This window comes from Aeoliella sp. (genome assembly GCF_965227375.1).
Taxonomy (GTDB): Bacteria; Planctomycetota; Planctomycetia; order Pirellulales; family Lacipirellulaceae; genus Aeoliella.
In genome coordinates this window covers 704106-716371 of the sequence record NZ_CBDDFX010000002.1, presented here as the reverse complement: position 1 = coordinate 716371, position 12266 = coordinate 704106, and the positions used below count along the sequence as shown (strand labels likewise).

Annotated in this window: 11 protein-coding genes; 6 read left to right on the top strand and 5 right to left on the bottom strand. The window is 61.1% G+C overall.

Translation table 11 applies throughout. The features are described 5' to 3' along the window. Positions 1–85: 85 nt before the first annotated feature. The 4 genes from ACQK2L_RS15970 to ACQK2L_RS15955 all read right to left on the bottom strand — a co-directional run bounded on the left by ACQK2L_RS15970 (position 86) and on the right by ACQK2L_RS15955 (position 4643). On the bottom strand, positions 86–1414 hold the full coding sequence (locus tag ACQK2L_RS15970) for a 6-phosphofructokinase (RefSeq protein WP_425398025.1): 1329 nt from the start codon (positions 1412–1414) through the stop codon (positions 86–88). A gap of 134 nt (positions 1415–1548) precedes the next feature. Further along, positions 1549–2895, bottom strand: coding sequence for an acetyl-CoA carboxylase biotin carboxylase subunit (gene accC, locus ACQK2L_RS15965; protein ID WP_425398024.1), 1347 nt, complete (start codon positions 2893–2895; stop codon positions 1549–1551). Between the two features lie 63 nt (positions 2896–2958). Further along, positions 2959–3456, bottom strand: coding sequence for an acetyl-CoA carboxylase biotin carboxyl carrier protein (gene accB / locus ACQK2L_RS15960; RefSeq protein ID WP_425398023.1), 498 nt, complete (start codon positions 3454–3456; stop codon positions 2959–2961). A 77-nt stretch (positions 3457–3533) separates the two neighbouring features. Further along, the gene (locus ACQK2L_RS15955) at positions 3534–4643 is read right to left on the bottom strand and encodes a M24 family metallopeptidase (RefSeq protein WP_425398022.1); all 1110 of its coding nucleotides are present in this window, start codon (positions 4641–4643) and stop codon (positions 3534–3536) included. A 284-nt stretch (positions 4644–4927) separates the two neighbouring features. Between ACQK2L_RS15955 and ACQK2L_RS15950 the strand changes: the two genes are divergently transcribed. From ACQK2L_RS15950 to ACQK2L_RS15925, 6 genes are all read left to right on the top strand, one after another. Then, positions 4928–5329 (top strand): 6-pyruvoyl trahydropterin synthase family protein, encoded by a 402-nt coding sequence (locus ACQK2L_RS15950; RefSeq protein ID WP_425398021.1) that lies wholly within the window; start codon positions 4928–4930, stop codon positions 5327–5329. A 50-nt stretch (positions 5330–5379) separates the two neighbouring features. Then, a complete protein-coding gene (locus tag ACQK2L_RS15945) occupies positions 5380–5850 on the top strand; it encodes an SRPBCC family protein (protein WP_425398020.1) in 471 nt (156 codons plus the stop codon). Further along, a complete protein-coding gene (locus ACQK2L_RS15940; protein ID WP_425398019.1) occupies positions 5843–6667 on the top strand; it encodes an aminoglycoside N(3)-acetyltransferase in 825 nt (274 codons plus the stop codon). The genes ACQK2L_RS15945 and ACQK2L_RS15940 overlap by 8 nt, the downstream gene beginning before the upstream one ends. A gap of 8 nt (positions 6668–6675) precedes the next feature. Continuing rightward, positions 6676–7263: a prolyl hydroxylase family protein gene (locus tag ACQK2L_RS15935; protein ID WP_425398018.1), complete on the top strand. Its 588-nt coding sequence runs from the start codon at positions 6676–6678 to the stop codon at positions 7261–7263. Between the two features lie 546 nt (positions 7264–7809). Continuing rightward, on the top strand, positions 7810–9048 hold the full coding sequence (locus tag ACQK2L_RS15930; protein WP_425398017.1) for a dicarboxylate/amino acid:cation symporter: 1239 nt from the start codon (positions 7810–7812) through the stop codon (positions 9046–9048). A gap of 135 nt (positions 9049–9183) precedes the next feature. Next, entirely contained in the window at positions 9184–10632 is a 1449-nt protein-coding gene (locus tag ACQK2L_RS15925) for a PEP-CTERM sorting domain-containing protein (protein WP_425398016.1), read from the top strand. A gap of 3 nt (positions 10633–10635) precedes the next feature. On the opposite strand, the gene ACQK2L_RS15920 is transcribed toward ACQK2L_RS15925, so the two are convergent. Further along, complete coding sequence (locus ACQK2L_RS15920; RefSeq protein WP_425398015.1) at positions 10636–12072, bottom strand: HD-GYP domain-containing protein; 1437 nt, start codon at positions 12070–12072, stop codon at positions 10636–10638. Positions 12073–12266: the final 194 nt, after the last annotated feature.

Genomic DNA, 12266 nt, shown 5'->3' with positions numbered 1-12266 from the left:
TTGCTCTTCTCAGTCGAATGAACCAATCGCCCGAAATCGCCTTACAACAGCCTTGCTCGCTGACGCTTCCAAGTTTGCTGGCGTACTACGACAGCGGCATGTCTTCTTCGTTGACGTAGGTTTCGAGGAACCGGGTAAGCAACTGGAAGTCGCAGTCGGTTTCGATGAAACGCACCACGGTGACCAGCGTTTCGGGATCGACCAGTTCCTCGAACGGAACGTAGTGCAGATCGAGCTGACCGGAAACCGAAACCATGACGCCGTTGAGCTTTTGCTCGACCAACGCCCGGAACGCGCCAACGCCCAACTGGCTGCCGAGCATCACGTCGAACGCGTGCGGGATGGCACAGCGGGCCTCGTAGCCCAACTGCAGCGAAGTGACTTTCCGCTTCGCGCCGGTTTGCCGCTGGTACTCCTCGGTGATCAGCTTGCCAAAGATGGTGTGCAGGCTGATGGCCGAAATGTTGATATGACCATGCTCGTCGCGACCGACGCCTTCGAGGTACTTTTGCGGCATCAACTCGGCCAGGCCTTCGGCGATCACGACCACGCCGTACTTCTTGCCTTCGCGTTCGCGGGTGGTCATGGTGAGCACGATCCGCTTGATGACCTTCTCCAGGTCCATCACGTCGCGTGTCTCGGTCTTGCCGGTCGCAGGATTCTCGTACTCCTCGGTGGTGCGGTACTTGCCGCGGATGTCTTCCACGCTAATCACCAGACTGGCCTCGCCGGCGATGGCTACCCCGTAGGCGAGCCAGCCGGCGCTGCGGCCCATCGACTCGACCAGGAAGTAGGCGTTGTTGGCTTCGCCGTCGGCCAGCAGGTTGCGAACCTCGCGAGCCAGGAAGTCGACGGCCGTGAAGTAGCCGAACGTGAAGTCGATGCCGCGGTAGTCGTTGTCGATGGTCTTCGGCAGGTGGACTACCGGAATCTTCACCGCGTCGTCCGGCAGCGTGTCCTGGTACAGCTTGAACTTGTTGGCGGTCTTTAGCGTGTCGTCGCCGCCGATGGAGATCAACGCTTCGATGCCCAGCGACCGCAGCGCCTCGTAGGTGGCTTTGAGCGGCGCGACGCGCTCCGGGTCTTCCAGGTGCGAAGGATGCGACACCATCTTGCCAGGGTTGGTCCGGGCGGTGCCGATCATGATGCCCTGCTTGCTGCGCGTGCGGCTGAGCATGGCGTGGTCGATCACCACGTAGTCTTGTCCTTGCTCCAGCGGCTTCGACTCATCGTAGGTCGCCAGGCTCGAGTAGCCGTGCTTCAGGCCGATGACTTCGGCGCCGTGACGCAGGAACGAGACCGCTGCGGCCGAGATCACCGCGTTGGCTGCAGGGGCGGGGCCGCCGGCGAACAGGATGCCGACGCGGCGGAAGTTACTTTGCTCGGGGAATGGACGGGTGAGTGCTTCTGGCATGGTTCGTATCGCGGGTATCGAGGTGAGAGTGTAGTCCGCCCGGTGGGACCGTCATTGTACCTGCCGTGGGCCGGGTGGAGAATGGTCGGCCCCCCGCACGGCGGGCCTTCCTCGGCAGCACAGTGGACTGATATTCAGTCGTTCATGAACGTTCGCTCGACGAACGTCGTATCGATGCGGCCTTCCACGAATGCCGTGTGGCTGAGAATCTCGTGGTGCAGCTTGGCGGTGGTCTTGATGCCATCGACTCGCAGTTCCGACAGCGCTCGCTTCATGCAAGCAATGGCTTCCTTGCGAGTGGGTTGGTGGACCAGCAGCTTGCCGATCATCGAGTCGTAGTGGGGTGGCACCACGTAGCCGCTGTGCACGTGCGAGTCCCACCGCACACCAAAACCGCCCGGCACAATCAGCCGTTCGATGCGGCCTGGCGAGGGTTGGAAGTTGCGTTCCGGGTCCTCGGCGTTGATGCGGCACTCGATCGATGCACCGTTCTGCTGCACGTCGTCCTGCGAGAAGCCGAGCGGCTCGCCCGAGGCGACGCGAATCTGCGCCTTGATCAGGTCGACGCCGGTCACCAGTTCGGTTACGGGATGCTCGACCTGGATGCGGGCGTTGACTTCGATGAAGTAATAGTTGCCCTCTTCGTCCACAATGAACTCGACTGTCGCCGCGTTGGTATAGTCGGCCGTGGAAATCAGGCGGCGGGCGGCCTCGCACATTTCGTTGCGAGTCTTGTCGTCGATGCTGGTGCTGGGGCTCTCTTCGATCAGCTTCTGGTGCCGCCGCTGCACCGAGCAATCGCGCTCCCACAGGTGCACCACGTTGCCGTGATGGTCGGCAATCACTTGCACTTCCACGTGGCGTGGCTGGCCGATGTACTTTTCGAGGTACACGTCGCCGTTGCCAAACGCCGCCTGGGCTTCGGCCTGGGCCTGCTGCAGTGCCGACTTGAGGGCCAGGTCGTTGGCCGCCACTCGCATGCCGCGGCCGCCACCGCCAGCCACGGCTTTGATCAGCACAGGGAAGCCGACTTCGTGGGCGAACCGCATCGCCTCGTCTTCCGACTGAATCACGCCTTCGCTGCCGGGCACGACTGGCACGTTCGCGCGGCGGGCCAGGTCGCGGGCGGCGTTCTTGTCGCCCAGTTGCGACATCGCTTCGGGCATGGGGCCGATGAAGTCGATGTTGCAGCTGCGGCACACTTCGTTGAAGTGGGCGTTTTCGGCCAGGAAGCCGTAGCCGGGGTGAATCGCTTGCACGTTGCCCACCTCGGCCGCGCTGATCACGCTGGCGATTTTCAGATAGCTGTCGGCGCTCTTCGGCGGGCCGATGCAGTACGCTTCGTCGGCCAGTTGCACGTAGTGAGCGTCGCGGTCGGCTTCGCTGTACACGGCCACCGTTTCGATGCCTAGCTCGCGGCACGCGCGGATCACTCGCAGGGCGATCTCACCTCGGTTGGCTATTAGTATGCGTTGGTACATCGCGGCGACCAGATCAAAGAACTCAAATGGGCCAGAAGGGAACGAGCAGCAGGGCAGGGTCGCTTATTCGACCTTGAACAGCGCCTGGCCAAACTCCACTGCGTCGCCCGATTCGACGAGCACCGCGGTGATCTTGCCCGAGCACTCGGCCGGCACTTCGTTGAACACCTTCATCGCTTCGACAATGCAGACCACCGTGTCGGGGCCAATCTGATCGCCCACTTTCACGAACGCCGCGGAGTCGGGATTCGGCGAGGCATAGAACGTGCCGACGATGGGGCTCTTGATCACCTTGCCGGTGATCGCCTCAGCCGCAGGAGCAGCCGGGGCATCGCCCGCCGGCGCTGGGGCGGCGGGAGCTGGAGCTGGTGCAGCCGGCGCGGGCGCCGCTGGCACGGCGGTCATCACCGGTTCGCCACCTTTGCGAAGCCGGATTCGCTGATCGGACTGTCGCAGATCGATCTCCGCCAGTTCGTGCTCGTTCATCAGCTCCACGAGCCGACGAACCTTTCGCACGTCGAAAACGTCACCGGAATTGCTACCGCTGTTGTCTTTAGCCATGTCTTGCTCCACCGCCGCTTTGTCCTCAAGTCAACCCAAGCGGCCATCGGTCGGGCCGCCTCAGGTGTTATCGTCAGTTACAGGTCCAGGCAGCAATCTTCCAACTGCTTGGGCACGTCGGTTAACACTTCGTGCCCGGTTTTGGTGACCAGGATGTCGTCTTCGATGCGGATCCCTCCCCAATCAGGCAGGTAGATCCCCGGTTCCACGGTCACGATCATGCCCGGTTCGAGCAGCACCTTGTCCTGGCCGCGGGCGAGGCGCGGAGCCTCGTGGATTTCGAGTCCCGTGCCGTGGCCTAGTCCGTGTCCAAAGTACTTACCGTACCCCGCCGCGTCGATCACGTCGCGGGCCACCTTGTCCACGGCCTCGCAATTGGCCCCAGGCTTGATGGCGGCAATCGCCGCAAGTTGTGCCTCTAAAACGACTTGGTAAACCTTCTCGAATTTGGGCGAGAGTCTACCGGTGACCACCATACGCGTCAAGTCGCTCGCATACAGCCCCGAATCGGCGCCCCAGTCGATCAGCGTGAAGTCGCTTTCGCCAATTCGCCGATCGGTGGGCGGTGCGTGCGGCAAAGCGCCGCGCGGACCGACGGCCACAATCGCTGGAAAGCTCAGCCGCTTGGCTCCAAATCGTCGTGCCTGATACTCCAACTCGGCAGCCACCTGCCGCTCGGTCGACTCGGGCCGCATCAGCGCCCTGGTGGCCTCAAACGCCTTGGCCGCCTGCCAGCAGGCGAGCCGCGTGGCTTCGATCTCTGTTTTGTCCTTAATGGTCCGCAGCTCTTCGACCCACCCAACGTCGAGCACGAAGTTCACGTCTTCCAGCTTCTCAGCGATCGCCTGCTGGGTGGCGACGGTCATCGAGGCCGCCTCGATCGCCAGCCGCTCGATGCCGTGGTCTCGAACCATCTCGCAGGTGGTCGGCAGCATCAGTTGACCCGGCTCGCGGATCACCAAATCGAGCCCCGGGCACTCCTCGGCCAGTTGAATCGTGAACCGCCGGTCGGTGACGAGCGTGGCCGAGTCCTGCGTTACCAGCAGGTAGCTGTCCTCGCCGGTGAAGCCGGTGAGGTAGGTGACGTTGTGGAAGTTCGTCACCAGCAGCGCATCCGCCTTAGCCTGTCGAATGCGGGTGCGGAGCTTCTTTTGGCGTGCGTCGAACGGGGCCATGCGGTCTGCCATCGTGGCGGTGGGGCAAAGCTTCCTGGGAGCGGCGCGCTGAAATGGCCGCCCGGCCAGATTGCGTAAACCCCCCAATATCGGCGGTCTGAGCCGACTTGGCAAGCCGCCAACCTGTGCCCCATGCCGGTTCTCCCTGGGGGGGAATTGCCGTATCCTGCTAGTGAAGTTGAAAACCACGGGGTGGCTGGGGACGAGTTCCGCGAGCCCCCAGGCATTTTCCAGCTGGGGGCTCGTTGCACTCGTCCCCAGCCACCCGACGAACTCCTACTTATTCCACCGCACCTATGTTCCTAGTTACCCGCGAGATCGACTTCTGCTACGGCCACCGCTTGCTCAATTACGAGGGCAAGTGCCGCCACCTGCACGGCCACAATGGCAAGGCGATTATCACCGTCGAGGCCGAGCAGCTCGACGAGCGCGGCATGGTGCTCGACTTCTCCGACATCAAACAAGTGGTCGCCACCTGGATCGACGACAACCTCGACCACCGCATGATCCTCTGCAAAGACGACCCGGCCGTGCCCATCCTGCAAGAGATGGGCGAGCCGCTGTACCTGCTCGACGTGAACCCCACGGCCGAGAACATCGCCCGCGTGATTTACGAGAAGACTCGCGACGCGGGCTTCCCGATCGTCGAAGCGCGGTTGTGGGAGACGCCCAAGTGCTTTGCGACGTATCGAGAATAGCTAGAACGATCGCTTTCCGGTGATTTCAACTAGAGGGGGAGAACATCGCCATGCCCCAAGTCATTGTGACGCGATCCATCCATGCGCCGATCGACCTGGTGTTCGACACGGTCGCCGACATTCGCAACTTCTCCAAAGTGCAACCGCAAATCGTGCGGTGCGAGTTTCTTACCGACGTGCACGTGGGAGTCGGCACGCGATTCCGCGAGACGCGGCTCATGCACGGCAAGGAGGCCACCACCGAACTGGAGGTCACCGAGTACGTTCCAAACGACCGCGTCCGACTGGTCGCGGACAGCCATGGAACGGTTTGGGATACCGTGTTTACGGTTGCCGAGGAGTCGGGACATACCACGCTGACCATGACCATGGACGCCAGGAGCTACAAGCTGGTCTCTAAACTGCTCAATCTGCTGATCATGGGAATGGTCAAGAAAGCAGTGGAGCAGGACCTGGATCGGGTGAAGGAGTACTGCGAGAGCAATTGCTCGGAGGCTGGGGATTCACCTAGCCATGTCTAAGTCCGGCGAACAGCGTACGATCGAAAACTCCGGCGACCAGCCGGTCACGGTCGAATCGTTGCGTCGCGACCTGGCAAAGCTGGGCGTTCAGCCGGGCGCGACGTTGTTGGTGCACTCGTCGCTCAGTTCACTTGGCTGGGTGTGTGGCGGCTCGGCCGCGGTGGTTGTCGCGCTCGAAGCGGCCATTGGACCGGGCGGCACGCTGGTGATGCCAACGCATTCGTCGGAACTCTCCGACCCGAAGGATTGGAGCAATCCACCCGTGCCCGAGGGTTGGTGGCAGACCATCCGCGACAGCATGCCGGCGTTCGATCCCGATTTCACCCCAACGCGAGGAATGGGCAGGATTCCTGAGACGTTCCGCACGCAGCACGGCGTGCTGCGCAGTGCTCATCCGCAAATGTCGTTCGCCGCCCGCGGCCCGAAGGCTCGTGACATTACCGGCGACCATCGGTTGGAGTTTGGGCTGGGAGAGCATTCTCCCTTGGCGCGAGTTTACGATCTGGCTGGCCTGGTGCTGCTACTTGGAGTCGACCACAGCAGCAATACCTCGTTGCACCTGGCCGAACGCAAAGCCGAGTACCAAGGCAAGCAGACCTACACCACCGGCGCGCCAGTGATGGACAATGGAGTCCGGCATTGGTGCGAGTTTGAAGACCTCCAGGGCGACACGAGCGACTTCGCCCGCATCGGCGAAGCGTTCGCCGCCGAAACGGGACTCGTGCAGCAGGGCCAAGTCGGGCAAGCCACCGCGCTGTTGATGCCGCAGCGGGAGTTGGTCGACTTTGCGGTGCGGTGGATGGAGGACAATCGGTAGGGGGCGACATGGCGACACTTAAGCAACTCGATCCCGACGTTTTCACCATTGAAGGGTTGTTCACGCCCGAAGAGTGTCGTGAGCTGATTTCGCGGGCGGAGTCGATCGGGTTCGAGCCGGCCTCGGTGCGTACGCGATCTGGTCCGCAGATGATGCCGAACATCCGCAACAACGATCGGGTGGTGCTGGTGGACCAAGAGTTGGCCGAGGAACTGTGGCAGCGAGTCGCACCATTGCTGCCAACGCTCGACGACGCGGTCGCTACGGGTGTCGATTCGACGCTTCGATTCTACCGCTACGTTCCCGGGCAGAAGTTCAATCGACATCGAGACGGTTCGGCGACCAACGAACTTGGCGAGACCAGCAAGCTTTCCTATCTAATCTACTTGAACTCCTGCGATGGCGGGGCAACGTTGTTTCGCGACTACGTGGAGATCGACGGGCACCGCGAGAAAAAAGAACTGCGTATCGAGCCTGCCCCGGGTACGGCGCTGCTGTTCCGTCACAAACGCTGGCACGAAGGCCTGCCCGTGGCGTCCGGCGAAAAGTACGTGCTGCGAACAGATGTTTTCTATGCGCAGACGACAACAGAGTAGTTAACGAGGCTCTCAGACGCGATCGTTATTGCTGGTGCCACTCACGAATTAGCTCACGGACGGCATCGCAAGCTTCATCGACGGACATGTGACCGAAGTGAGTATCGAGTATCTCCGTCCATGCTTGCGCTTGAGCATCTGGAAACCGCTTTAACAGAAAGTCACCAAAGCCAAGCAAAGTGTCCGAACCATGTGGGGGCCGCAGGCCGCAACACACTCCTTGAGCGAATACCAGCACATCATGAAACGTTTCGATCCGAGTGCAGTACATGCGAGGCCGCGCAAAGACAGCGTCGATCAACTCAGTATGCGACATCAGATTCCTCGGTTACCGATACCTATCTAGTGTCCACCAACGATTACCAACTCGCTGCTTCGCATTCAATATATTCGAGTCTTCGCTGGCTCGCTGTACATTGAACCTTGATTGTTGAACACAACTTCCTGCATATTAGACGTTCTTGTCAGATTTCTTGTCCAATCTCCTCTCACCACCGGCGAATAGGTTCGCATAACAGGCGAGCCCTCTTACAGGAAGGCCTTTTCATGACCGCAGCATCTACCCCGCCGCAAGGTGTTATCGGCCGTTGGAATGCGATTCCGCTTTATCTGCGGATTGTCATCGCACTGGTACTAGGTGTGATTGCGGGATTGCTACTGGGTGAACGCGCGAAGGTGCTCGAGATTCCCAGCCATGTCATTTTGCAACTGTTAGGCGCGCTCGCGCCGCCGCTCATTCTGGTGGCGGTTACGCATGTGCTGATGACCAGCGAGATACGTGGCAAGCAGGCCGCGCGGTTGTTCTTCCTGTTGGTACTCAACACGTGCGTTGCCATTGCCATCGGCTTGACCGTCGCCAACGTGATGCAGCCCGGCACTTGGGTCGAGGTCCAAGCCGAACCGGTCGCAGAAGAGGGCGCGGAAGATGGACCGAACCCGCTGGCGATGCTGATCGAGAACGTTCCCAAGAGCATCCTGGGGCCGCTGGCTGGCAGGCAGAACATCATCGGCGTGATTTTGATTGCCGTGGCGTTTGGCATCGCCATGCGCGGTGTGAAATCGCGCGAGATCGCCACGGTGCGGGACCTCGTGGAGGTGGCCTACGACACGTTGCTGGTGGTGCTGCACTGGATCATCCAACTCGTGCCGATCGGCGTGTTTGCGATCGTCGCCAAAGTGGTGGGCGTCGAGGGCTTCGGCAAGTTCTACGCGATGGGCGCGTTCGTGCTGGCGGTGTGCATTGCCCTCTTCCTGCAAGCGGTGTGGTACATGCTGCGGATTCAGTACTTCTCCTGGGCGCGGCCAATGGACGTACTGCGCGGCGTCCGCGACGCCCTGGTCATGGCCTTCAGTACCGATAGCTCCACGGCCACCATGCCAGTGACCTACGCGTGCTTGACCGAGAAAGTCGGCGTGCGCGAGGAGTCGGCCAGCATGGGCGCGCTGGTTGGCGCGAACTTCAACAACGACGGTACCGCCTTGTACGAAGCGATGGCCGCGCTGTTCGTCGCGCAGCTCTTGGGAATGGAACTCAGTCTGAGCCAGCAATTGATCATCGTGTTCACGTCGATCATCGCCAGCGTCGGCGCCGCCGGCATCCCCGAAGCGGGCATCGTCACGATGACGCTGGTGTTCACCGCGGTGGACCTGCCGACCGAACAGATCCCGATCCTGCTGACCGTCGACTGGTTCCTCGACCGCTGCCGCACCACGATCAATGTGCTGGGCGACGTGAACGTGAGCTGCATTTTGGACGGAAGGACCAAGCCGGAAGCAAGCGGGTGACGTGGGCCAACTGCTGCATTTCCCAGCTTTCATGCAAGGTTTTACACTACCAGGACCTTAGGATCATTGATCCCTACTCCCTGGGGTCTTACAATGAGGCGGCTGGAACACGCAATCCACCTTGGAGTCACCCTATTGATCAGCACCACATCTCGAGCGCGATTCATTGCGTCGAATTGCGTTCTCTTCATCTTAGTCGCACTGCCGGCGGTATTCGTCAGCGGCAGCGAGTGGATTGGGGGCGACGGCAACTGGTTCGACCAGAGCAACTGGGACGACGGCGTCCCTAATATGACGACGCCCGCGGTGGTTAACAGCGGCGTCGCCCGCTTCGATCAGCCGGCAACCGCGGGCAGCGACCTTCAGGGGTTGGTCGTGGGTGGACTGCCATCGACAGACGGCGCGTTTCACACCGATGGCGAAGTCAATGGCACCGCGACGTTGACCGTTTACGGCCTCGGTGAAATCGGCGCGGCAAGCGGCACTGGATTGGGAATAGCGAGTGAAGGCGAGGGTCGCTTGATTCTCAACGGCGGCGACCTCATCAGCAAGAGCGTAATCGATCCGAACTCTATGGTGGAAGTCGGTGGCTTCAGCATTGCCCAGGCCAGCGGCACTGGTACGAACACGCAGTTTACTGCTCGGGGCGAGGTGCAGATCAGCAATGGGTCGCTCTTGTCCGAAGGGGAAGTGTTGGTGGGGCGATCTGGCGGAAGCGGCGCCGAGGGTTCACGCACCAGCCACGGCAGCCTCTCCATCATGGGCGGCGATTTGTATGCCAGGACTCGTGTTGCTGTAGGGGTCTCGAGCGGCACTGGGTTGACGGATGGTATCGCCAACGGCTTTGCCACGATCACTGATGGCGACCTTGTCGTCACTCCGTACGGTCAGGGCGGATTCTATTCCAATTCAGCGCTGAGCGTTGGAATCGCCTTTGGAAGGGGTGATTTCGACGCCAGCGCCTACGGCGAACTGCTGGTCGAGCGAGGCGACATCGAGGCCGTGTGGGTGGAGGTGGGCCGCGCCGAAGGACTTTCCTCTTCCACCGCACGCGCGCATGGACGGCTCACCCAACGCAGCGGAGATCTTCGCATGCTGATGATGACCGTTGGCGTCCGAGGGCTTAATGGCATCGAGGCGAGTGGGGTTTTCCACCTGGCCGACGGCACGGTCTACGGCGACTCGGTGGGAGTTGGCACTGAAGGGACCGTGATTCTGGAGATTGGCGCTGAAAGCCCAGCCAGCGGCCCGTCGTTCGACCCATCTCTACCCGACCACACTCCGTACGGAAGACTATTGGCCGATCGCGTCTCCATCCACGGTGTGCTTGAAGCCCGCTTCACTCCCAATTTCACCCCACAACCGGGCGACTCGTTCCACCTGATCGTGACCGACTCACTCACCGGCGACTTCGACCTGCAGGTCACGGGCCTCAGTCCCGAGGAATTTGCCCAACTGCAAATCATCCAAACACCAACGCTGCTGCGACTGCACTTCCCCGTGCCTGAACCAAGCACGCTGGTACTTGTGGGGCTGGGAGCCACGCTGTTGGTCGTCGCGCGGCGGCGCTCGCGCAGAAGCTGAACACTACAACTCGGCGACGAGGTTCTCGACCGCTTCGAGTTGCTGATTCACACGGCTTTCGAAGTTTTCGCCATCCAGCCAGCGTTGCAGGGCCTCGACCGAGTCGGGGCACACGCTGTGTTCCCCTTCACGCTTGAGAATGTCCATCACTTTTTCAATCGCCATGCCTTCGCGGTAAGGGCGACTGGCTGTCATGGCCTCGAACATGTCGGCCACGGTCACGATCCGCGACGCGATGGGCAGGTCTCGGTCGGAAAGTCCACGATGGTATCCGCTGCCGTCGAGCTTCTCATGGTGGGAAGCAGCCACCTCCGCCACCTCGCTGAAGCACTCCGTCCGGGAGAGAATCGCATGCGAATGCTCCGGGTGCGTCTTCAGCATATCGAACTCGGCTTCGGTCAGCTTGCCAGGTTTGTCGAGCACCGAGTTGGAGACGCCCAGTTTTCCGATATCGTGCAGCAAGCCAATCCGACGGAGAGCTCTAAGTTCGGTCTGTGGTAGTCCCAGAACCTTCCCCATGCCAATGCAGATGTCTGCCACGCCTTGCGAGTGCTTGTGCGTCCAAGGGCTTTTGGCATCGACCACGGCCGCATAGGCTTCGGCAATGCGATCGACGCCTGCTTCATCCAAACTCATCTCGTGTTCTTGCGGGGCAAGACGTTCCGCAAGTTCGTGCGGGTTGGGGGCCAGCAGGTCGGACCACAGGCGGTCGTCTGTACCCAAACCGACCAGGGCATCCACCAACGCCGGATCGAACCATCCGCCTCGTCGTTGAGACGCCATTGCCAAGGCCGCGTCTCGGCCAAATTCTGAATGAAACACTTCAACCGTTTGCGCAAGTCCCATGATCCGCGCCGGCAAGCCGATCTCTTCTCCTTTCAGTCCCACGGGGTGACCACAGCCGTCCCAGTGTTCGTCGAGTTGAAGAATGCCAGTGGCCGTTGCCTCGTCGAAGCCCATGCGGCGTGCCAGATCGGCGCCGCGCTCGCAGCGGGTTTCGATCAGCTTCTTGGCGCTCCCGGGACCTTGGAGGAGCGTGGCCGCGATTTTCATGGCCCGCTCCAGCGGCGACCGCTGCGGAGCTACATGCGATGTGATGAATTGGAAGCTGGCCGACATCTTTGCCCAGTCGACCGTCTTCACATCGCGCTTAACGGTGCGATCGTCCGCACCGAACAGGTAGCACATCTTAGCGGCGTTGCTCGAACACCCTAAGTCTTTGAGGAGCAGCGCATAGTACAACGAGTCGCGCTCGGCCGCACTAAGCTGCAACACTTGGGCCAAGCGCATGCCGATCAGGCAAGTCCGAGCGGCATGACCAGGCGGTTGCCCTTCGGTTATATCGAGCGCATACGACATCGCCGCAATGAGCGCGGCCCGGCTGGTCGTCTCGAGTTGCTGAAGTCCATTCGACTCGGATCGTATCGTTGCATGCGTCATGTGAATGTAATACGTCCCCGGTTGTTCCACCCCACTGTGTCTAGACTCAGGTAAAGAGTACGCCGAGCGGTCCAAGGGCGGCGTCGGAATGGAACCAACTGACCAGCATGCACGGCAGTGAGAATCGGAACATTCGGAACGAGCCGAATAGCTGGAGATTCAGCAGCAGCTTCCACCGGTAGGCAAGCCGGTTC

Excerpts from the sequence above, each read along its gene's own strand:
- ACQK2L_RS15940 (WP_425398019.1), top strand. The coding sequence starts at position 5,843 with ATGTCTAAGTCCGGCGAACAGCGTACGATCGAAAACTCCGGCGACCAG.
- ACQK2L_RS15930 (WP_425398017.1), top strand. The coding sequence starts at position 7,810 with ATGACCGCAGCATCTACCCCGCCGCAAGGTGTTATCGGCCGTTGGAAT.
- accC (WP_425398024.1), bottom strand. The coding sequence starts at position 2,895 with ATGTACCAACGCATACTAATAGCCAACCGAGGTGAGATCGCCCTGCGA.
- ACQK2L_RS15950 (WP_425398021.1), top strand. The coding sequence starts at position 4,928 with ATGTTCCTAGTTACCCGCGAGATCGACTTCTGCTACGGCCACCGCTTG.
- ACQK2L_RS15920 (WP_425398015.1), bottom strand. The coding sequence starts at position 12,072 with ATGACGCATGCAACGATACGATCCGAGTCGAATGGACTTCAGCAACTC.
- ACQK2L_RS15970 (WP_425398025.1), bottom strand. The coding sequence starts at position 1,414 with ATGCCAGAAGCACTCACCCGTCCATTCCCCGAGCAAAGTAACTTCCGC.
- ACQK2L_RS15955 (WP_425398022.1), bottom strand. The coding sequence starts at position 4,643 with ATGGCAGACCGCATGGCCCCGTTCGACGCACGCCAAAAGAAGCTCCGC.
- accB (WP_425398023.1), bottom strand. The coding sequence starts at position 3,456 with ATGGCTAAAGACAACAGCGGTAGCAATTCCGGTGACGTTTTCGACGTG.
- ACQK2L_RS15935 (WP_425398018.1), top strand. The coding sequence starts at position 6,676 with ATGGCGACACTTAAGCAACTCGATCCCGACGTTTTCACCATTGAAGGG.
- ACQK2L_RS15945 (WP_425398020.1), top strand. The coding sequence starts at position 5,380 with ATGCCCCAAGTCATTGTGACGCGATCCATCCATGCGCCGATCGACCTG.